The sequence below is a fragment of the Okeania sp. SIO3I5 genome (assembly GCF_010672085.1).
Classification (GTDB): Bacteria; Cyanobacteriota; Cyanobacteriia; order Cyanobacteriales; family Microcoleaceae; genus Trichodesmium.
On sequence record NZ_JAAHHT010000154.1, the window covers coordinates 1 to 22,889 of the forward strand.

Sequence of the window (22,889 nt, forward strand, 5' to 3'; positions counted from 1 at the left end):
ATACCAAATTCAAAAAAGGCTGTTACATTGCAACTTGTGATTTATTCCTACATTTTAATAATTTATGGCTTGTATTTATTGTCAAAATTAATTTTTTTTCCTCCATTTTTTGTCGATTTATATTTCCTGGTTCCGGCGTTTCCTATCTATTTTCACCTGCTCTGTCACGCTCTGCAATATTTTATGAAAATGGTATAAATATGGCGGCTTTGCCTAAGTCCTGATACTTTTAGCTAATAATTATCACATAGGTTATTTCACCTGTGTTAATTACTTAATAATTGAAGTTTTACGATTATATAGCATTCTTTTTTAAAATCAGTAGAATTTCTTGTTTAATAGCTGTAAATTACAGTGCTTTTCATTGGGGTAGGGAGTAAGGAGTAGAGAAAATTTTTAAAGATATTGAGGTGAGGGTAAAGTTTTTATTATTGTTAATTAATAAGGCTCGAACTCAGAAAGAGGATAAAATATTGATTGTTAATTAATCAGATTTTCGGAATTAAATCCTAACTTAAGGAAGATAGAATAATTCCGAATTTTTGTAGACAAATCTTGTTGTGGTCAAATTAAAATATTAGAGTTATAATTTTTTTGTAAAGAGTATTAAGTTGATAACCATGCCTTAATTACAAATCCTATTGATTGCCTGTTCCCTATTCCCTATTCCCTTTACAAACATTAAAGTATTTCAGGAGGAATAATTAATGAAAAAAGCCTCTAGGTATTGGATTATATCTCTGCTATTAGGCTTAATTATTTTGTTAGGTTTACCAAGTCCTAGCTATGCCGATCGCCAATCTATTACTACCAAAACAATCCATGTTTTAAATCGTCTCAGTTTTGGTCCTAAAGCAGGAGATATACAACGAATTCAATCTATGGGAATTGATAATTATATTCAATCTCAACTCAGACCAGAAACTATTAGAGAATCTCAACAATTAACCAATGAACTATCAACATTAAAAACCTTATATTTAAATCCAGTTCAACTCTTTAATGAGTACGGTCCCCTGCCACCAAAGCAAGAAAAACAACTGACTGAAAAGGAACGACAAGCAAGAAATAAGCGCATGAGAAGAATTTTAAACCAAGCGAGAAAAGCCAACTTCTTCAGAGCAATATCTAGTAATAGACAACTTCAAGAAGTAATGGTTAACTTTTGGTTCAACCACTTTAATATTTCTGTTAGTAAAGGGCGACCAATTCGACTTTGGATAGGAGCTTATGAACGAGATGCAATTCGACCTTATGCACTTGGTAATTTTCGGGATTTATTAGGAGCAACAGCCTATCATCCAGCCATGTTATTCTATTTAGATAATTGGCTGAATACCGCACCAGGAAGTCAAGGTGTTCGTGGGAGATTTAAAGGTTTAAATGAAAACTATGCCCGTGAACTTATGGAACTTCATACTATGGGAGTAAATGGAGGTTATAAACAACAAGATATAATCACTTTAGCCAAGATTTTTACAGGTTGGGGAATACAACGTCGAAGTGGGGACGGAAGTGGATTTAAGTTTTATGCGAATCGCCACGATAATAGTGACAAAATATTCCTGGGAATACCGATAAAAGGAGGTGGAATAGAAGAAGGAGAAAAAGCCTTAGATATTTTGGCAACCCATCCATCTACTGCCCGTTTTATTAGTTATAAATTAGCTCAATATTTCGTTGCGGACCAACCTCCTGAAACTTTAGTTAATCGATTAGCTAAAAGATTTCAAGAAACTAATGGTAATATTCGTTTTGTATTAGAAACCTTATTTAGTAGTAGTGAATTCTGGAGTGAAAAATACTACGGCAGCAAATTTAAAACCCCTTATCAATATATTATTTCTGCAGCTAGAGCAACGGGTACTGATAAACCAAGATTTGGCAGAATAAATGGAATGTTATTCCAATTAGGAATGCCTCTTTATCGCTGTGCTACTCCTGACGGTTATAAAAATACTAAAGAAGCTTGGTTAAATCCTGATGCAATAATGCGTCGAACTAGCTTTGCTACAATTATTTCTCGTGGTAATTTAAACCAAGGGAAACCTACACCAATAAATCATCAACAACTTAGTCTAACTTTAGGAAATAATTTTTCTAGCAAAACTCAAGCTGTAATTAGTAATAGTCCAAATAATTTACAAGCAGCCTTAATTTTAGGTAGTCCAGAAATGATGGAAAAATAAGTTTCAATAATTAATAATTACCTCTTCTGTAATAGAGGGATTGGCTAAAAGGAATTTTTTTCTTTCTACTGACTACTTGCTATTGACTACTAGAAACAGTTCATATTTTTAGTAAACATTTATCACTATCAAGATTAAATTTTTGACCAGTGGGAGCATCTTGCTCCCGTTGTCAGCAAGACTATTCAAAATCAACTAGATAGATCACTATTTTTAGAGTTTTTTAGAGTTTAAAAAAGCTCGAACTTGGCAATATTTTAATCTTTTGGAGACAGTATGAAAAGACGTAATTTTTTACAATTAGCAAGTTTATTATCAGCTTCAGGAATTATCTCTGTTGGTAGTCACGGTTGGGTAGCAAAAGGATTAGCTCAAACCAATAATCGTAAAAGATTAATAGTTGTTTTTCTCCGAGGTGGAGTCGATGGCTTAAATATAGTTATTCCCCACCAAGAAGACGTTTATTATGATGTACGACCAAAAATAGCAATTCCTGCTCCCGGAGAAGAAAACGGAGCAATAAATTTAAACGGTCAATTTGGTTTACATCCTGCTCTAGCAAGTATTTTGCCTCTCTGGCAAAATCGCAGTTTAGCATTTATTCACGCCTGCGGTTTAAACAACGATACTCGCTCTCATTTTGATGCTCAATATTATATGGAAACCGGAATTCCAGGTAATAAAAAAATTCCTGACGGATGGATGAACCGCCTTTTAGCAAATCTCCCCAAAGATCAACCTACTCAAGCAGTCAACTTAGGAGATACACCACCCCGCATTCTCATGGGTGAAATGCCAGTTGCCAGTCTCGCCACAGGTAGAAAATCAACCCGCCGTTTACCAATAGATCGCCCTAAAATCTATGAAGCATTCGATCGCCTTTATAGCGGTAATGATGAACTGAGTAGAGTTTATCAAGAAGGTCGTCAGGCAAGAGATTTACTGCTCGCTGACCTGGAGAAAGAAATGGAAGAAGCTTCTGGAGGCGCACCACCACCAAGAGGTTTTGCCGGCGATGCTAAAAATTTGGCTCAAATAATGGTTGGTGATTCCAGAACTCAGTTAGGATTTCTTGCTGTCGGTAATTGGGATACCCACGTTAACCAAGGCAACAGTCAAGGTATGTTAGCAAGAAGATTAAAACCTCTTGGGGAAGGTTTAGCGACTCTAGCTCAGGAATTGGGATCGCTTTACTCAGATACTGTGATTTTAGTAATGTCAGAATTTGGTCGCACAGTTAAAGAAAATGGTAATGGTGGTACCGATCATGGTCATGGTAACGTGATGTGGGTATTGGGTGGTGGCGTGCGTGGGGGTCAGGTTTACGGACAGTGGCCTGGTTTAGATGAGTCAGAGTTGTTCCAAGGACGCGATTTGGCAGTGACAACAGATTTTCGGAGTGTTATTTCTAGTGTTTTAGAACAGCATCTTGGTTTTGAGCGGGCGCAAATATCACGGGTGTTTCCTGGTTATTCCTTTAATCGGGGTTTAGGTTTATTGTAATGAACCCAGAAACCCGGTTTCTTCAAGAAACCGGGTTTCTTTAATCCCATTCATTTTTAACCCCATCCCAATCTAACCATTTTGCTTTTTGGGGGTTGCCACGAGCATTTTTTAATTCCTTCATTGCTTCAGATACAATAGTTTCATCCTCCCTGTTTTCGATCCAATTGAGAATAGTTTCCCAAGCAGTAATACTCAATTGCACTGCTGTTTTGTTGCCTTGAGAATCCACCAAAAATCTGACAGATTTCAAAGTTTCTTGCAAATCGTTCATGGTTTTACCATCCTTTTTTTGAAACGCTTTTTCTCAATTATAGTGCTATGTTTAAGTCAAAAGTAAAAATTATCGATCTTTATGGTCAGAGCTAAATAAAATATGCAGTATAATGTCTATGATCTTATTATTCATAACTGGCCCAAGTTAGCACAAACACCTGACAAAAAATGGCATCGAACCTGGGAGATTGTTCTTAAAAGTCCAGTCATTGAACCAGTCGATCTAGTGGCATATTCCGAAAGTTTGTCCCATGAAGATTTTTTGGTGTCTGTGGAGATATGTGATGGCGATCGCCTCAAAGTTTCGGTTACAACTGAAAGATGGGGTTGGGAGGATGAGTTATATTCTGCTACATACAATATGTTTGAAGCGATCGATAATTTATTTGGAACTATTGATACTATTCAAGGGCAAGAACGAGACCTTTGGGAACCTTGGTTGCGGAAGAGCTGGAGAAATTCTAGGGATGAATTACAACAACAAAATTTAGAGGTAAATTCTACGGGTAATAATTTCGGAACTATTGATACTATTCAAGGGCAAGAACGAGACCTTTGGGAACCTTGGTTAAGGAAGAGCTGGAGAAATCCTAGAGATGAATTACAACAACAAAATTTAGAGGTAAATTCTATGACTAATAATGAAGATAATAAAACTACTGTTACTAAAGACAACTATATTGTAGGCAACCTTAATATTCAAGGTAGCGACAATAAAAATAGTATTGAGGGTGATTATAATGTTCAAGGTAATAGTAATAATGTTTCAGGTGGAGAACAAATAACAGCTACTGAAGTAGTTAAGATGTTGGCAGAATTGGAAGAAAAAATTCAGAATTTTACTGCACTACCTGAAGCTGACAGAGAAAATTCTACCACCCGTTTAAAAGCAGCTCAATTAGAAGTAAAAGAGTCTGAACCAGATAAAAAGTCTATTGCGAAGAGTCTTAAACGAGTGAATGAAACTTTGAATGAAGCAGGTAAGACAACTAAGGAAGTAAAAAAGTTAGTTGGAGAACTTTTTCCTACCGTTTCTAAAGTTGCTGGATATTTAGGATATGCTGTTGGAAAAATTTGGATGATGTTACCTTGATATTTTTTATGAGTCTGTTAAAGCAACTTCGTCAATTTATTATGAATAAATTAACCATTTCAGGTAATGAAATACAGGGCAATGAGAATATACAAGGTAATAATAATGATAATGAAATACAGGGCAATGAGAATATACAAGGTAACAATAATAATGTTGATAAATCTGATGTAAAAGTTGATGTAACTGTTAATTTAGTCAAGAATAAATCTGTTGAAAAAACTTCAGATGGTTGTCAAGAAGAAGATGAAGAATATGAAATTGGCTTTGTTATTTCTGGTACAGCTAAAAGAAAAGATAAAACTACTTTAAAAGCAATTGAAAAGCATTTAAGAGAAACTTTAAATGCAGCTTCATTGACAATTTATGATATTGATGAAGGAAGTATGAAACTTTTCTTTAATGGTACTCAAGAAGATTTGGAAAAGTTAGAAAATTCTTTTAAGTCAGGGGAGCTGGCAGATATTTTTGACATTCCAATAGAGGATGTGAGTTTTGTTGAAGATAATAAGCAGAAGTTAGCACTTACTATTGCTGGAAATGTTTCTTATACTGATGTTGCTAAGTTAAAATCTGCTCTTACTGGTGTCGATCAAAAAGAAATTTTGCTTCAGAAGATTAGAAGTAATAGAAGAAATTTTAGAATTCTAAATCTTGCGAAAGCTAACCTCAGTGAAGCTAACCTCAGTGGAGCTGACCTCAGTGGAGCTTACCTCTTTGAAGCTAACCTCATTGAAACTGATCTCAGTGGAGCTAACCTCATTGAAGCTGACCTCATTGAAGCTAACCTCAGCGAAGCTAACCTCAGAGGAGCTAACCTCAGAGGAGCTAACCTCAGTGGAGCTAACCTCAGTGGAGCTGACCTCAGTGGAGCTAACCTCAGTGGAGCTTACCTCAGTGGAGCTTACCTCAGTGGAGCTAACCTCTTTGAAGCTAACCTCAGTGGAGCTGACCTCAGTGGAGCTTACCTCTTTACAGCTAACCTCAGTGGAGCTTACCTCAGTGGAGCTAACCTCTTTGAAGCTAACCTCTTTGAAGCTGACCTCATTGAAGCTGACCTCAGTGGAGCTAACCTCAGTGGAGCTTACCTCATTAAAGCTAACCTCAGTGGAGCTGACCTCAGTGGAGCTGACCTCAGTGGAGCTGACCTCATTGAAGCTAACCTCAGTGGAGCTGACCTCAATGGAGCTTACCTCATTAAAGCTAACCTCAGTGGAGCTGACCTCATTGAAGCTAACCTCATTGAAGCTTACCTCACTGAAGCTAACTTCATTGAAGCTAACCTCATTGAAGCTAACCTCAGCGGAGCTTACCTCATTAGAGCTTACCTCATTAGAGTTGACCTCAGTGGAGCTAACCTGATTGGAGCTGACCTCAGTGGAGCTAACCTGATTGGAGTTGACTTTGAAAAGTCTATAGTAACAAATGCTAAATTTAGCAGTAATAGTTTAGGGATGACTACAGAACTAAAGCAAGAACTTATTGAGAAAGGAGCTATTTTTGAAGACTCCCTAGAAGACCCCTTAACTTTGAGTCCACTAAGAAAATAGAAAAGCTCCATCAATACTCCCACTAGCAAGAATTTGATTATCCCCACTAATAGCAACTCATTTCGGATTAGTGGGAAAAACTCAACTTAACCAAGGGCGAGTAATTTCCTCTAATTGATTAAATTCCTCTTGAGTCATTTCCCAACCTATTGCCCCTGCATTTTGTTTAACTTGTTCAGAATTTTTACAACCAGCAATCGGAATTACACTATCTTGAAAAACCAACCAATTAAGTGCAACTTGTGCCACCGTTTTGTCATATTTTTCGCCAATTTGTTTCAATAAAGACATGACAGGTGCAATTTTTTCTAAACCATTCTTTTGAAAACGAGAATCAAATTGACGAGCGCCCATAGGTGGATTTTCCACAGTATATTTGCCAGTTAATAATCCTTGAGCTAAAGGACTATAAGCTAAAATTGTAATTCCTAATTCCCTGGCTTTATCCAAAATTCCTTTAGCTTCTATTTGACGAGAAAGCAAAGAATATCTCACCTGATTTGTTGCTAACATTACTCCTCGTTTTTCCAGAATTTCAAAAGCTCTACTCATCTCTTCCACAGAATAATTACTAACACCAACTGCTTCAATTCTGCCCTGCTTAACCTCATCTGCCAAAGCATTTAATAAAGTTTCCTGACTCATCAAAAAAGTGAACGGCCAATGTACTTGATAAAGAGTAACTTTCGGCACAATTAATCGTTTCAAACTAGCAGTTACAGCATCAGCAACCGAGTCTGGAAAAAAACGCCAAGGTACAGGACCATATTTAGTAGCAATTTGCACCGATTGTTCAGTTTCTTGCATAAATTTTCCTAGCAATTCTTCTGATAAACCATTGCCATAAACTTCAGCAGTATCAAAGAAATTTATGCCAGCTTCTAAAGAAGTTTTAAAAGCAGCTTCTACTTCATTTGCGCCATAATTACTGCCATAATTCCAAAAAAGTTTATCACCCCACGCCCAGGTGCCAATACAAATGGGATTAACAGTTATTCCTGTTTTACCTAAAGAAGTTGTTGCCATGTTGAAAATTTCCTAATTACGGTATAATGATTTTTTTAGTAGGGTGGGTTAATGATAATGTAACGCACCATCTCTCTCAAATATTTTGAGATAATAAATTGTTAATTTAGTCGGGTGGATTAATGATAATTTAACTCTCAAATATCTCGGTGCGTTACGCTTCGCTAACACACCCTACTAAATTTAGGATTATTATACTATTAATATAGCCATGACAATCGAAGATTTGCAAGTCGAAAAACCAGATAATATTGACAATCAAAAATTTCCCCCCAAACTTAATTTATTCACCATGTTCAGATTAGGTTTCTTTCAAATGGGGTTAGGAATAATGTCAGTTTTAACTCTCGGAGTATTAAACCGAGTTATGATTACTGAATTAGTAATACCAGCCACAATCGTAGCAGTAACTCTATCATTATATCAATTTATGGCACCAGCCAGAGTTTGGTTCGGTCAAATGTCTGATGTTAAACCTTTGTTTGGTCAGCACCGCACTGGTTATATGTGGATGGGAACAATTTTATTGACGGTGACTGCTTTTTTTGCCGTGCAAGTTATGTGGCAGGTTGGTGATAGTTTAGCAACTAACGGTTGGACTAATCCGACTTATTTTTGGATTGGTATATTAGGTTTAATGTTTATAATTTATGGTTTAGCTTTAAGTGCCAGTTCCACACCTTGTGCTGCATTATTAGTAGATATTTCTGATGAAGATAATCGCTCTAAAGTTGTGGGTATAGTATGGTCAATGTTGATGGTAGGAATTATTATTGGAGCGATTACCAGTAGTATTTTATTAAAACAAGTTGGTGTGGAGGCGCCATTAGAAACTGTTAAAGCATCTGTTAATACTTTGTTTATTAAAGTACCGGCAATTGTATTGATTTTAGCTTTTGTTGGTACAGTGGGAGTCGAACAAAAATACTCTCGTTATCGCACTCGTTCAACTATTGCTAATCGCGAAGATAAAATTACTCTGGCAACAACCTTAAAAATTTTAACAGCGAATCGGCAAACAGGTTTATTTTTCACATTTGTATTCGTTCTAGTTATTAGTTTGTTTATGCAGGATGCAGTTTTAGAACCATACGGTGGAGAAATATTTTCTATGGCAATTTCTGAGACTACTAGATTGAATGCTGTTTCGGGAATGGGAACTTTAATTGGATTAGGTACAACAGGGTTTTTAGTAGTACCCAGATTGGGCAAGAAAAATTCTTTAAAAGTTGGATGTATTGCCACAACAATTAGTTTTATCTTGATAGTTATGTCTGGATTTACTGGCAACCCTTCTTTATTTAAAAGTGCTTTATTTTTGTATGGTTTAGCTGCTGGTTTAACTACTACTGCTTCTCTCAGTTTAATGTTAGATTTAACCGTAGCAGAAACAGCAGGAACTTTTATCGGTGCTTGGGGATTAGCACAGGCAATGGCACGAGGATTATCTACAGTTCTTGGTGGTGCTACTTTGGATTTTGGTAGGCTTTTATTTGAGATACCAATGTTTGCTTATGGATTAGTTTTTGCAGTAGCAGGAATAGGAATGATACTCTCAATTTTCTTGCTAAATAGAGTCAATGTTCGAGAATTTCAAGATAATGCAAGTACAGCGATCGCTACTATCTTAGAAGGAGAATTAGATTAGAAGATCGAGATTTTGAATTTTAAGATCATGTCCGGTAGCATCGGGTTCAATAATTAATAATTAACAATTAATAATTAATAATTACCTCTTCTTAAAAACGGATAGGATTGGTTAATACGCAATATCGTAGGGGGTTTGGTGACCAAACCCCCTACCAAACCTGGAATTTTTACCAATACTAATGGTAAAATATTATTCTCCAAACTTAGATAAAACTCTCTGTATTTTGAGACTATAAAATCTTACGCAGGAACTTTTAAGTGTTGACTTGGTTCCGGCAACGTGTTGAGGCAATATTGTAGGGGTTTGGTCTCCAAACCACTACCAAACCTGGAATTTTTACCAACACTAATGGTAAAATATTATTCTCCAAAGTCAGCAGATTTTATCTAACATGATGTCCGGTGAATTACCATCAAAACTTAGATAAAACTCTCTGTATTTTGAGATTATAAAATCTTACGCAGGAACTTTTAAGTGTTGACTTGGTTCCGGCAACGTGTTGAGGCAATATCGTAGGGGTTTGGTCTCCAAACCACTACCAAACCTGGAATTTTTACCAACACTAATGGTAAAATATTATTCTCCAAAGTCAGCAGATTTTATCTAACATGATGTCCGGTGAATTACCATCAAAACTTAGATAAAACTCTCTGTATTTTGAGATTATAAAATCTTACGCAGGAACTTTTAAGTGTTGACTTGGTTCCGGCAACGTGTTGAGGCAATATCGTAGGGGTTTGGTCTCAAAACCCCTACCAAACCTGGAATTTTTACCATTAGTATTGGTAAAATATTATTCTCGAAACTTAGGCAAAATTCTCTGTATTTTGAGACTATAAAATCTTACGCAGGAACTTTTAAGTGTTGACTTGGTTCCGGCAACGTGTTGAGGCAATATCGTAGGGGTTTGGTGGCCAAACCACTACCAAACCTGGAATTTTTACCAACACTAATGGTAAAATATTATTCTCCAAACCTAGGCAAAACTCTCTGTATTTTCAGACTATAAAATCTTACTTTTAACTTCCGTAAAACAGTATGACTCAATCTTTAATAACTTCTACTCAAACCCCTCTCCTCGGTTTATCCTTAGCTGAGTTAACAGAGTGGGTGCAACAACAAGGACAACCTGCTTATCGAGGTAAACAATTATATCAATGGATCTATCAAAAAGGCGCTAAGTCTCTTGCAGATATCACTGTATTTTCCAAACAATGGCGTCAGGAAATTGCTGATTTTCCGATTGGTCGCTCTGTCATACATCATCGCTCTGTTGCTCCAGATGAAACAGTTAAATATTTGCTACAACTATCAGATGGCAACATAATTGAAACTGTCGGTATTCCTAGCTATAAACGCTTAACTGTTTGTGTGTCTTCTCAGGTTGGTTGCCCAATGGACTGTGATTTTTGCGCTACTGGTAAGGGTGGTTTTACCCGTAACCTAGAACCTTATGAAATTATCGATCAGGTACTAACCGTGCAAGAAGATTTTGAGCGACGGGTTAGTCATATTGTATTTATGGGAATGGGGGAACCTCTGCTGAATACTAAAAATGTCTTAGCTGCAGTTAAGTCTCTGAATCAAGATGTCGGTATTGGGCAACGTTCCATAACTATCTCAACAGTGGGGATTCGCGATCGCATCCGACAATTAGCTCAACACAAATTGCAAGTAACTCTTGCTGTTAGTCTTCATGCTTCTAATCAAAGATTGCGCGAACATCTGATTCCTAGTGCTAAGTCTTATCCTTTGAATGATTTGATAGCAGAATGTCGTGAATATGTCAAGGTGACAAAGCGGAGAATTAGCTTTGAATATATTTTGTTGGCAGGTTTTAACGATCTACCAGATCATGCTAGAGAATTAGCGAAAAATCTGCGCGGGTATCAGTGTCATGTTAATTTAATTCCCTATAATCCTATTAGTGAAGTAGATTATCAACGGCCTACTGAGGAACAGATCAAAACATTTGTTAATGCTCTCGAAGACTACAATATTGCCGTTAGCGTTCGCTATTCCCGTGGTTTAGAAGCTGATGCAGCTTGTGGACAATTACGGGCATCGCGGGCTTAAATTCAGTTATCAGTTATCAGTTATAGCGCTAGGGAATAGGGAACAGGGAACAGGGAACAGGGAAAAGTAATTGATAATTTCTGGATAATAATTGATTTTATTTTTGATTTTCGGATATGTCTAGTCATTACTTATCAGTTGTTAATCAAAAGGTGATAACTATGTAGGAACGTTCGCATTTTTGTTATGCAACGTCCCTACTCCCCTACTCCCCTACTCCCCTACTCCCCTACTCCCCTACGAAATTAATTAATTGGTCTAATTCTTGCTGCATTTGGGTGAGAACTTTTTGATAGCAAGCATCAACATAAGCGCGATCGCTAGCTGCCTGACGTCCATAACGTTCAAACACAATGGGAGCACAAACCCGGGTATGGATCTGTACTGGAAAAGGGAAATTAGGCAAAGGTCCAATAGCTAATCCCCAAGGCCAACCTATATAAACAGGAAATACTTCTGGATCGACATCAAATAACCACGGCATCCCCCACTCATGGAGTTGTTTTAGTTGTTCATAAAAATCTGCTAGTATAATTAAAGTATCATGGGCGCCATGAGAAATCATTGGTACAATAGGAACTTCTTCACGCAAAGCCAATTTAATAAAGCCTTTACGTCCGGCAAAATAAATTTTATCTCGCATAGAATGGGGACGAAAAACATCGGCAGCTCCACCAGGATAAACAACTACAGAGGCATTTCTTTGAAAAGCAGCGATCGCCATTTTGGGATGCGCTCTAACTGCTCCACATTGTACTGCTAAGGATGCACCTGTGGAAACTGACCAGGCATTCTGGTGCATTAGTCCATAAACCAAACGTTCTGGACCAAACCTCTTAAACCAGTCATACATAAACATAGACGTATCTGGGGATGCTAAACCCCCATTATGAGAACCAACTATCAGAATTTTCTCATCAGGAATATGATGCCAACCATCAGTTTGAACGCGAAAGTAATAGTGATAAAACCATTCCCACAATGGCATTATTAACTTAATTATTTCTGAGTCACGCTCGTCTAATGACCAACCGTCATAAGGTTTACGAATATTTTGTTGATTAGCAATCATATTAGTTATCAGTTATCAGTATTTGTTTGGGTAAATTGTACTTATCGCTATTTACAGCAATGCATTAGGATGCTGAGGTACACTTAAAGGTTAATCTATATCCTTGTAACATAGCCTTCAAGGCTGTAACAACCTTCCAGGTTGAACTGCCAAAATTACTAATAGGTTTCCAGCTTTTAACAAAAAAAAATTTTGTACCTCACGCGCGGGCGTGAAACTGCTGTAAGTACAAATGGCCTTTTTCAGCATAGGCCATAATCTTCTAAGGGCCAAAGAAATAACTTTAACTTTCCTGGCGGGAAGTCCCGCGCTCTCCATCCCCCCTAACCCCCCTTTCCAAGGGGGGAGGGGGAGCGTCGGGATGAAAGCCTGGGCCCGGATTCGGATACCTTCATAAGCTAAACGTTCATATGCCCAAGACACAAGCTAGGAGCATTTTGTTATTATCAATGTCAACACAGGGGGAGGACATCACCTCTGTCATGCGCAGCGGTCAGGGTTTTCCAGACGCTCAGAATCCCGCGTTGTCCATCCCCCCTAACCCCCCTTTGAAAGGGGGGAATAGAAGGGCAACGTCGGGAGTATGTCAATTGCCTTTACTTGCCTTTACAGCGCTTTTCAGATTGATGAACCACATCGTCACAAGCAAAACCCCGTAGGGACGTTCCATGGAACGTCCCTACTGTGGTCTACCGTGCGGGAAAACTGCTGTAAAGTTTTACAGCAATGCATGAGGATGGTGAGATACAGTGTAACACAGCCTTCAAGGCCTCCACAACCTGGAAGGTTGAACTGCCAAAATTACTAACAGGTTTCCAGCTTTTAACAAATAGTAAAGCTTTGTACCTCACGCGCGGGCGTGAAACTGCTGTAAATCCTTTGGCCTTTGTAGAAAGCGATCGCTTGTTTTCAGATACAGCGCTTACTGTTGCCCGTGCAGTACACCCCTCGCGGGCAAGATGCCTAATGAATCTATTAGTGCTTTGTATCCTTTTTGTCTAATTTCTGTTAATTTCATTATTTTTTTCCTGTGAAATATTTACAGGACTTACGCAAAGCCACCATATCTAGTAGGGGCGAATGGCATTCGCCCTCTACAAATAGCGTTTTACCTAATAATTTGCGTAAGTCCTGATTTATTAATTGAACAACTGAGTTTTCTACTTTTCAGTTTCTAAATTAATACCTAACAATTCTAATGCTTTGGTAGCAAAGGAACGTACAAATGAATCACTATCTTGAACCAAGTTTGACAGTGCTTGCACTACAGGTTCAGAAGTATTACCTAAGTTGCTCAACGCCTCTACAGCAGAACGACGCACCTCTGGATATTTATCTTGAAGTAAAGCTAAAATAGCTGCTACCACAGGTTCAGAAGCATTACCTAAGTTGCCCAATGCTTCCACAGCAGAACTACGCACCTCTGGATATGTATCTTTAAGTAAAGCTAACAGAGCTTGCATTACAGGTTCAGAGGTATTACCTAAGTTACCCAACGCCTCTGTAGCAGAACGGCGCACCCCTGGATATTCATCTTGAAGTAAAGCTAAAATAGCTTCCACAATACGTTCAGAAGTATTACCTAAGTTACCCAACGCTTCTGCCACAGAACGGCGCACCCCTGGATATTCATCTTGAAGTAAAGCTAAAATAGCTTCCACAATACGTTCAGAAGTATTACCTAAGTTGCCCAATGCTTCTACAGCAGAACGACGCACCGCTAGATTTTCATCTTGAAGCAAAGTTAAAAGGGTTTCTACCACAAGTTCAGAAGCATTGCTTAGTTTTCTCAACGCCTCTACAGCAGAACGACGCACCGCTAGATTTTCATCTTGAAGTAAAGCTAAAAGAGATTGCACCACAGGTTCAGAAGCATTGCCTAAGTTGCCCAATGCCTCTACAGCAGAAAGACGCACTTCTAGATATGTATCTTGAAATTTGCCTAAAAGAGCTTGCACCACAGCTTCAGAGGCATTGCCTAAATTGCCTAAAACTTCTGCTCCTGAAGAACGCACTTCTGAGTTATTATCTTTTAGGCATTTAACAATATCAGGAGCAACAAATTTAGCAACCGAACCACTATCCCCTATTTTTATAAGATCATCCACCCTATCTTGTACCGTTGCCCCTGGAGCAAACAAGTTTCGGACAAACCTTTTAATCCTTTGCATCTCTAGCTCTTTCTGTAAAACATCCAAATCTAATCCTGCCTGTTTCCCAACTTCATCTGCTACAAAATTCGGTACTCTAACCTCCGAACCTTTTGCCAAACAAGAATCTCTCACTGCCAGCAAAAAGCTTTTAATTTCTTCCTTAGCTGGTTTTGACTCTGCTGTTGCCAGGAACTCCCGCCACTTTTCCTCATCATCCTTGTTCTCCTCTACCAAATATAGTGCTGCCAAATATTCCGCTAACGGATCGAGAGCAAAGCGAATTTTGTTTCCACCAAATCCAATAGACTTAAGCAGTCGCAGATGTTTCTCAAAATACTCCAGACATAAAATTGCATCATTTCTCCCCAACTGCTCAAAAGCTTGAACCACCGCTTCCCGCTCCGCATAGGATGGTCTATAATTTTGCTCCAAACATTTCCAAGCAATTAGTTGAGCATCCTTTTTAACCGTAGGATATTCACTCCGAGTCTCTCTTTCTCCTTGACGGTTCAACTTTTCTAAGTGGTTAAGTATCAGATCCGGAATATTGTCGAGAGAACCCTCAGAGGTAACATTATTCTCCTTACTATTAATCATTTTCTCTGCATAAAGCTTTGCCAGCAAAACAGTTATAGTCTTCTGTTCCCCAACAATACCTGCAAGTTGAGCGCATTCCTGTAAAAATTCTTCTTGATCCGCCTTAAACAAATGCCACTTACCACACTCTTTCAAATATTGCTCGATAAAATAAGCTAATTTGCCTCCATCAAACCGGAGAGTTTTAATTTTGATATCAATACCCCGAAAATCTTCCTCTATTCTAGAAGTGACAATTAAAGCATTTGCCGGGAATGCTTTTGGTTCGGGATTAAATTTCTCTTGAGTCTCTTGACTCAGCTCCGAATAACCATCTACTATCAATAAAATTCGGCGTTGTCGCAGGAGTTGTTTAACCAATAATTCATCAACAATCATTTGTTCGTTGTCGATCAACTCCTGAATTTCTGCCATGATTGCTTCCATGATCGGTTTAATGCCATCTCCAGTATGATCAATTTCCTTCTCAATTAAAACTGGTAACATCAAATGTTTAGCTAAAGCTTTCGACTGCTGCTGTTTTTTCATTGCCCATTTAGCAATTTGACAAGCAATAGTTGTTTTTCCCGATCCTCCCTCGCCCCAAATTAACAGTCGCACTCGCTTTTCCTTTTTAAAAGGTTCGCTCAAAGTTTCCGCTGTCAGTTCCTCAATTTCCTGACTATTTAATTCAACCGGAAGCGAAACATAATCTTTTCGCTCTTCAACAGTTTCATTCTTCAGAAACTTTTGTTGAAAAGTCGCCAGATGTTTTTCCACCCAAGCATCTAATACTCTGGGGCGATACTTGAGAAAACGTAAGATACCAACAGGTAGTTTAAATTCTGGAGTTAACGGTGTTTTCGGTATCTTGAATTCCGCAGGTAATATCAATAACCATAGGGGGCGAAAGCAGAGAACTCCCAAATACAAACCCATCAGCGCAGGGATTAAAATTAACCACCCTTCCCACTCTTTCTCATCATCAGAATTTTCCGAATTTTCCTGTGTTTTTTGTTCGGTAGTTTGACTCGTCTTTTTTGACTCAAAATCAGCACTAGGTTGAGAATTAAGTTGAACATTTTCTTGGGCAAATACTAGACTATTAACTTGCTTATTGCCTAGATATACTGGAGAAAAACTTGTTGCTATTAAAGGCAAAGAAGTAGACAAAAGAGCTATCTTCAGCACAGCTAATAAAGTCTGTTTAGGTAGTTTGACCATAAATTAGAATACCCAAAAAGATAATTTTTGAAAGTATATTATAGTATAAAAATATATCAACCGGGTTGATATTAGATACCTTTCCATGCTGATAACTGATAACTGATAACTGATAACTGATAAATAGCAATTATTGATTGTAATATCATGCCCGGATAATCATTGCTCAAAAAACCTTTTCCCTTTAAGCCTTTCTTTGACTTCTGCCTTCTGCCTTCTGCCTTAATTTTAGGTAGTTTGACCATAAATTAGAATACCCAAAAAGATAATTTTTGAAAGTATATTATAGTATAAAAATATATCAACCGGGTTGATATTAGATACCTTTCCATGCTGATAACTGATAACTGATAACTGATAACTGATAAGTGGTATCCTAGATAAAAGTTGTTAACTTTGCCTCCCTATTACTGGAGGTACTGACAACTAATAACTTATAACCGTTAACTGAAATGACTATCTCAACTTCAAACATCCCTAAACACAAGAAATCTAAAGGACTCAAACCAGGTGCCATTCGCCCTGCCAAAGAACTCTGTAGCGAATGTGGCTTATGTGATACATATTTTATCTATTATGTCAAGGAAGCTTGTGCATTTATTAACCAACAATTTGACAACCTTGAACAAGAAACTCATGGACGTACTCGCAAGCTCGACAGTGAAAATGAAACCTATTTCGGCGTTCATCAAGATATGATGGCAGCTCGCAAAAAACAACCTATTGAAGGCGCACAATGGACTGGTATTGTGAGTACGATCGCCTGTGAAATGCTCAATAAAGGTATTGTAGAGGGTGTAGTTTGCGTGCAAAATACCAAAGAAGACCGCTTTCAACCAATGCCAGTTATTGCCCGTACTCCAGAAGAAGTATTAGCAGCAAAAGTTAATAAACCGACTCTTTCTCCGAATCTTTCAGTATTAGAAGAAATTGAAAAATCTGGGCTGAAAAAACTCTTAGTAATAGGGGTTGGTTGTCAGATTCAAGCATTACGAGCAGTGGAAAAAAATTTAGGTTTAGAAAAGCTCTATGTTTTGGGAACTCCCTGTGTGGATAATGTCACAAGAGAGGGTTTACAAAAGTTCTTGGAAACTACAAGTAAGTCACCAGAAACTGTTGTACATTATGAATTTATGCAAGACTTTCGAGTACATTTTAAACATGAAGATGGAACCATAGAAAAAGTACCTTTTTTTGGTTTGAATACTAAAAAACTGAAAGATATTTTTGCTCCCTCTTGTCTGAGTTGTTTTGACTATGTAAATGGTTTAGCAGATTTAGTAGTTGGATATATGGGAGCGCCCTTTGGTTGGCAGTGGATTACTGTTAGAAATGAGACGGGAAAAGAAATGTTAGATTTAGTAATGAATCAATTAGATACTCAACCTGTAATGTCTCAGGGAGATAGACATCAAGCTGTTCAACAAAGTATTCCAGCTTATGATCAAGCGGTAACTTTGCCAATGTGGGCAGCAAAATTAATGGGAGTTGTAATTGAAAAAATCGGTCCTAAAGGTTTGGAATATGGGCGGTTTTCTATTGATTCCCATTTTACTCGCAATTATCTTTATGTAAAGCGGAATCATCCCAAAAAATTAGCAGCTCATGTGCCAGAGTTTGCTAAGAAAATTGTAGGGCAGTATAAGTTGCCAGAATAATTATTTTGGGGTTGGGTTTTGAGGTTGCTTGGGCTTTGTTGTAATAGTCATAGAACATCCGTTCCGCTTTTCAGTTGTCCCCGACATGAAAGGTGAACCTAGTGGCAGCTATATCACCCTATGTAGGTTATTGATGCGCTACCATTTATTGGCCAATAGTTAAATCGCTAAAAGTATTTTCAGGTATAAGTTTCAGCCTTTTTTACCAAAAATTGATGTTGGATTTATTTATTGGACAATAGTTGTATAAGTATGAAGTACATATGCTTGCCTATTCTGCGGTAGCTATATGTTTTCATACAACAAAGCCGGTTGCTTGCTAGAAAATCACGTCTCAACTCTTTCCTTTCAAGGAAATAAAAAGCGATCAAGGTATGGCGAGGAAACCTCGCCATATCCAATCGAGAAAGAAAATTCAGTATTTCAAGCTTCCCTATTGCATGAGGTACTGATAACTGATGTAGTGACACTACGCGCGTAGTGTCACTACTACGCGTAGTGTCACTACTAACTGATAACTGAAATGACTATCTACTCATTCAAACTACCATCAGGCATAATTGCACCATCCAAATTAGCACCATCCAAATTGACATTTTCCAGATTTGCACCTAGTAAATTAGCATTCTTTAGGTTAGCTCCCTTCAAGTTAGCTCCCTCAAGATCGGCATCGAGTAACCTAACACCTGCTAAATTGGCTCCCACTAAATCTACTCTCCTAAGACTAGCATCTTTTAAGATAGCATCCCTGAGATCCACACCTCGCAGACTAGCACGACTCATCTGTGCACCACTTAAATTAGCTCTTCTTAAATTAGCTCCCCTTAAATTAGCTCTGGTAAGTTTAGCATCACGGAAATCTGCATTAGAGAAATCAGCAGCACTCAAATTTGCATAAGTCAAATTTGCACCAGATAAATTAGCTTGCCGTAGGTTAGCACTTTCTAAAACTGCTCTAGTTAAAATTGCTCCACTCAGAGAAGCTTTTTGCAGTTGGGTACTTTCTAAATTAGAACGGGTTAAATTTGCACCTTCTAAACGAGCGCGAGACAAATTTGCTTTCTCTAGTTTAGCTTTGATTAAATTTGCTCCTTGCAATTGCGCGCCGCTAAGATTAGCATTTTGTAATCTTGCCCCTCTGAGTTCAATACCCCTTAAATTAGCTTTCCGTAAGTCTGCGTCTCGCAAATAAGCATCTTCAAGTTTGAGTGCTGCCAAATCTGCACCACGGAGGTAACAACTGTAACATTCTGAAGTTTCTCGCAATTTAGCAATTGAACTTTCACCAGAAGTTCTTTTGATTATTCTTTCTTGCTGATATCTTTGTGCTCTCTGGTAATTCCTTTGATATCGTTGCTGTCGGAAAACTGTTAAGCTTGTCGCCAAGACAGCAAGAGCAGCAATACTAGCAACTCCCACCATGGCAGATGCTTTTACAGGTTGCATCGCCATTGCCACATTCCTAAAATTAGCAGCATCACCAAAAACAGGAATTGGTTTAAGTGCAGCTAAAGCTGCTGCTGCATTTTCAAAGCGATCTTTAGCATTTGGAGATACCATTTTTTCTAGCCACATTGTAAATAATGTACTCAGTTGTGGCATTGATTTTTTGACATTAAAGCGATAGTTGCGATCGATTAGTTTTTTGATATCTGTACTGGGAGTACCTGTTAGTAAGCATATTAGAGTTGCCCCTAAACTATATAAGTCAGAATTAATAGTGACGGTACCATTTAATTCTTGTTCTGGAGGCATAAATCCTGATGTGCCATTAACACCATTACTTAAAATTTCTTCTACGCCTATACGTGCAGAACCAAAATTAATTAAATATGCAGTAGGTAATCTTTCTCCGTTTCCATAGGGATCAACTAATATATTTTCTGGTTTAATATTGCCATGAATAATTGGCGGTGTATGCTTTTGTAAATAAACTAAAATCTCTAAGATTGAAATAGCAATTTGCTTAATTTGTTCTGGGGTAAAACTTCTTTTTTCTGCTAAAGATTTTCCCTCTTGATATTCTGTAATTAAACAAAATCCTTCAGGAGTTTCTAAGGCATCAATATAGTTGGGAATACGGGGATGTTGTAGTTCTTTCAGAATTTCTACTTCCCGTTCATAAGCTTCAAATCCTGCCCAATTAGCTTCACCATCTGCAAAACGAAATTCTTTGATGACAACTTCTTGGTCTTGTTTAAGAGCTAGTCCTTGATATGTAACTTCTCCCTGCTGTTGGTGACGTTCCATTTGTCTAATAATTTCATAACCGTGGCTGGAAAGGTCTTGTTTCATATTAATAGTACCACCTTGTTTTTTCTGCTTGTGAATGGGAGGCTAATGCAAAAAATATATTTTTATGATTATATCATATTTTTTATTGAGTAGCAATTACAAATTACCGCTTTTTGGAATTGTAGCAATTGTTAATAATTATAAAAATATAGCAATTCCCAAAAAACCTGAGGTACAAAATTCTAGGTTTTAGGGAATAGGGAACAGGGAACAGGGAATAGAAATCAAGGTAGGTGCACCTAGTTAGTCTGAGAAACCCTATATTTCTCCGTCAGTAAATAAAAGTTTATTATATTTCCAATTATTCAGGGTTTGATCGGGAATTAAAAATTGTATTTTTTGATGATTAAATAACTTAGTGGAAAGATGATAAATAGGTATAATTTTCTCTATATTAATAACTTTATATCTCTTAGAGACTGTTTGTAAAAGGAATATTAAATCTAGGGGTAGGGTGGGGAGGGTGAGGCGGCAATAACTACGAATCGTAGCCAAAATTTAAGTTTCCGCCGTAACAAATGCGAACATTAAGCACTCTAGCCCTTTTGATATTTAATTTACAAACACTCTCTAAATAGGTATAATTTTCCCTATATTAATAATTTTATAAACTGTTGGTAAAATAAGTCTTAAGAGAGTTGTTGAGTGACTAAAATCTCAAAGTAAAAGGTACTTCAAAAGATTAAAATTTGGTAGATTGATTAGGTAGAAAGGTATATATGTTCCCTTTATTTTAACTCTTCAATACTTGTCTTGATTTCTTCGGACCCCCATACCTATTCCCTATTCCCTATTCCCTATCTCCTTTTTATATTTCCTGATACATTCAGTGTCTTATATCTCTAAAAATCATCAAGAATTTGTGAGTAATGAAATAATAACTAAAATCAATTGCCAAACTTTTCAATTATAACTTTGTAAATCCTAACTCAGCAACTCCCAATCTGCACCAAAATATTATTACTGTAAGAAAATAGTTCGACTTGTCGTTTCCGATAGTCTTAAATGCCAAAACCAATGCCAAAACCAAAACTATTATTTCATGGTAAAATAAGAGAATAAAATTTCTCAAAAATGAGGTTTCTATGACTGAACAAAATGCTCGTGATTTATTTAAAGCTGCCTATGAACATCGCTATACTTGGGACTCTAATTTTCCGGGTTGTAGTGCTAATGTCGAACTCAAACAAGGGTCAGAAATCTATAATGGCCAAATTTCTATCAAGCCAGACTTAACTGTAGAAGTCGCTGGTATCTCAGACGAAGTGCGACTCGTTGGCTAGTCAAGGCTGCTAAAAAGCAGATATATCTAGCCTTCCGTGGCTAATCCTAAAGGAGGTTAAATACTGGGCCATTGGAAAACTCTTACATCCTTCGAGGTGAAATTCCTCCGCCCTGTTGTTGGGTAGAAAGCATGGGCCATAGGGTAGCGACTGAACATCAATCCCTAAAGCTGGTTTAAAAGCGGGATGCGGACCAGTTACCGAGGAACGATACCGCAAGCAAAGGCTGACAAGTGGACGAACAGGAAGGTAATAAAACTCTCGTCACGATTAACCATCCCAAAGGTAGCTATGGGATGTAGGACGAAAGTCAGGGGGTCAATGGATATTGCTCTTTCGTCGGTAATATCAACAACCATACCGAACCCTCCGGGAGACTTTACCCCACTAAATCAGCCGTAATAAAGGAGTAAGGGAACGAGGAAAGCTCTCTAAGACACCTAAGAATACAGGTCGAAATCTTAGGTAGCCATTCAAGGTCAATCTACACAAAAGATGTAGGTCTTAGGGAGAGTAGGATTGGGTAAAAAGCCATCAGGCTGACGTACCCACTGTTAGACGTAATGTAAGGTAATGAGCAAGCAATGAATAAAGCTAAAACACTAAAAAGGAAATTGGGGAACCCAAAGCCCTTCTTAAGCGTGGCATGGGATACAGACGATATACCGTCCCAAGTTAGTGTCAATCCAAATCTCAAATGGAGAGATATTAATTGGAAACGGGTTGAGAAGAATGTATTTAAGTTGCAAAAGTTAATTTACAGAGCATCCAGCCGTGGCGAAATCCGCAAGATGCGTAGATACCAACGACTTCTGACCAAAAGTTATTACGCTAGGTTGCTAGCTGTTAGGCGTGTGACCCAAGACAACCAGGGTAAGAAAACTGCTGGTGTAGATGGTATTAAGAATCTACCTCCTATGCAGAGATTTAACTTGGTTGATTTATTAAACACGCAATACATCAAGGCAAGTCCAACCCGTAGAGTCTGGATACCAAAACCAGGGAGGGATGAAAAGAGACCTCTTGGAATCCCTACAATGTACGACCGTGCATTACAAGCTCTGGTTAAGTTAGGTATGGAACCAGAATGGGAGGCACGTTTTGAACCTAATAGCTATGGTTTTAGACCGGGGCGGTCAACACATGATGCAATTGAAGCTATTTTCAAAAGTATCAGTCTCAAACCTAAATATGTGCTTGATGCTGATATATCAAAATGTTTTGACCGAATTAACCATGATGCACTGTTGGGAAAAGTTGGTCA

At 37.8% G+C, this 22,889-nt stretch carries 17 protein-coding genes; 10 read left to right on the forward strand and 7 right to left on the reverse strand.

Translation table 11 applies throughout. The annotated features are described in order from the left end of the window. The 3 genes from F6K40_RS26890 to F6K40_RS26900 all read left to right on the forward strand — a co-directional run. The coding region (locus F6K40_RS26890) for a hypothetical protein (RefSeq protein WP_293140171.1) at positions 1–224 on the forward strand (224 nt) is incomplete at its 5' end. Positions 225–707: 483 nt separating this feature from the next. Then, positions 708–2,189: a DUF1800 domain-containing protein gene (locus tag F6K40_RS26895; protein WP_293140172.1), complete on the forward strand. Its 1,482-nt coding sequence runs from the start codon at positions 708–710 to the stop codon at positions 2,187–2,189. 276 nt (positions 2,190–2,465) lie between these two features. Beyond that, entirely contained in the window at positions 2,466–3,692 is a 1,227-nt protein-coding gene (locus tag F6K40_RS26900; protein ID WP_293140173.1) for a DUF1501 domain-containing protein, read from the forward strand. A gap of 40 nt (positions 3,693–3,732) precedes the next feature. Here the strand turns inward: F6K40_RS26900 and F6K40_RS26905 are convergent, their stop codons facing one another. Continuing rightward, positions 3,733–3,966, reverse strand: a complete 234-nt coding sequence (locus F6K40_RS26905) for a hypothetical protein (RefSeq protein WP_293140174.1) — start codon at positions 3,964–3,966, stop codon at positions 3,733–3,735. A 102-nt stretch (positions 3,967–4,068) separates the two neighbouring features. On the opposite strand from F6K40_RS26905, the gene F6K40_RS26910 reads away from it, so the two are divergent. Next, positions 4,069–5,061: a hypothetical protein gene (locus tag F6K40_RS26910; RefSeq protein WP_293140175.1), complete on the forward strand. Its 993-nt coding sequence runs from the start codon at positions 4,069–4,071 to the stop codon at positions 5,059–5,061. An 8-nt stretch (positions 5,062–5,069) separates the two neighbouring features. Continuing rightward, positions 5,070–6,611, forward strand: coding sequence for a pentapeptide repeat-containing protein (locus F6K40_RS26915; protein WP_293140176.1), 1,542 nt, complete (start codon positions 5,070–5,072; stop codon positions 6,609–6,611). Between the two features lie 81 nt (positions 6,612–6,692). On the opposite strand, the gene F6K40_RS26920 is transcribed toward F6K40_RS26915, so the two are convergent. Beyond that, entirely contained in the window at positions 6,693–7,637 is a 945-nt protein-coding gene (locus F6K40_RS26920) for an aldo/keto reductase (protein WP_293140177.1), read from the reverse strand. Between the two features lie 211 nt (positions 7,638–7,848). Between F6K40_RS26920 and F6K40_RS26925 the strand changes: the two genes are divergently transcribed. Both F6K40_RS26925 and rlmN read left to right on the forward strand, forming a co-directional pair. After that, positions 7,849–9,285, forward strand: coding sequence for a BCD family MFS transporter (locus tag F6K40_RS26925; RefSeq protein ID WP_293140178.1), 1,437 nt, complete (start codon positions 7,849–7,851; stop codon positions 9,283–9,285). Positions 9,286–10,326: 1,041 nt separating this feature from the next. After that, on the forward strand, positions 10,327–11,364 hold the full coding sequence (gene rlmN, locus F6K40_RS26930) for a dual-specificity RNA methyltransferase RlmN (RefSeq protein WP_293140179.1): 1,038 nt from the start codon (positions 10,327–10,329) through the stop codon (positions 11,362–11,364). Positions 11,365–11,593: 229 nt separating this feature from the next. Here the strand turns inward: rlmN and F6K40_RS26935 are convergent, their stop codons facing one another. The 3 genes from F6K40_RS26935 to F6K40_RS26945 all read right to left on the reverse strand — a co-directional run bounded on the left by F6K40_RS26935 (position 11,594) and on the right by F6K40_RS26945 (position 16,634). Further along, a complete protein-coding gene (locus tag F6K40_RS26935; RefSeq protein WP_293140180.1) occupies positions 11,594–12,436 on the reverse strand; it encodes a lysophospholipid acyltransferase family protein in 843 nt (280 codons plus the stop codon). 1,160 nt (positions 12,437–13,596) lie between these two features. Beyond that, positions 13,597–16,389: a sister chromatid cohesion protein PDS5 gene (locus tag F6K40_RS26940; protein ID WP_293140181.1), complete on the reverse strand. Its 2,793-nt coding sequence runs from the start codon at positions 16,387–16,389 to the stop codon at positions 13,597–13,599. 71 nt (positions 16,390–16,460) lie between these two features. Beyond that, a complete protein-coding gene (locus F6K40_RS26945) occupies positions 16,461–16,634 on the reverse strand; it encodes a hypothetical protein (RefSeq protein ID WP_293140182.1) in 174 nt (57 codons plus the stop codon). 207 nt (positions 16,635–16,841) lie between these two features. Here F6K40_RS26945 and F6K40_RS26950 point away from each other — a divergent pair, with 207 nt between their 5' ends. After that, the gene (locus F6K40_RS26950) at positions 16,842–18,047 is read left to right on the forward strand and encodes a Coenzyme F420 hydrogenase/dehydrogenase, beta subunit C-terminal domain (protein WP_293140183.1); all 1,206 of its coding nucleotides are present in this window, start codon (positions 16,842–16,844) and stop codon (positions 18,045–18,047) included. A gap of 531 nt (positions 18,048–18,578) precedes the next feature. Here the strand turns inward: F6K40_RS26950 and F6K40_RS26955 are convergent. Together F6K40_RS26955 and F6K40_RS26960 are read right to left on the reverse strand one after the other, a co-directional pair. After that, entirely contained in the window at positions 18,579–20,342 is a 1,764-nt protein-coding gene (locus tag F6K40_RS26955; protein WP_293140184.1) for a serine/threonine-protein kinase, read from the reverse strand. 258 nt (positions 20,343–20,600) lie between these two features. Beyond that, positions 20,601–20,837: a hypothetical protein gene (locus F6K40_RS26960; RefSeq protein WP_293140185.1), complete on the reverse strand. Its 237-nt coding sequence runs from the start codon at positions 20,835–20,837 to the stop codon at positions 20,601–20,603. A 590-nt stretch (positions 20,838–21,427) separates the two neighbouring features. Between F6K40_RS26960 and F6K40_RS26965 the strand changes: the two genes are divergently transcribed. Together F6K40_RS26965 and F6K40_RS26970 are read left to right on the forward strand one after the other, a co-directional pair. After that, on the forward strand, positions 21,428–21,625 hold the full coding sequence (locus F6K40_RS26965; RefSeq protein ID WP_365672942.1) for a DUF3386 family protein: 198 nt from the start codon (positions 21,428–21,430) through the stop codon (positions 21,623–21,625). A gap of 584 nt (positions 21,626–22,209) precedes the next feature. Beyond that, positions 22,210–22,889 (forward strand): reverse transcriptase N-terminal domain-containing protein (locus F6K40_RS26970; RefSeq protein ID WP_293140186.1); only part of this gene is annotated, 680 nt, incomplete at its 3' end.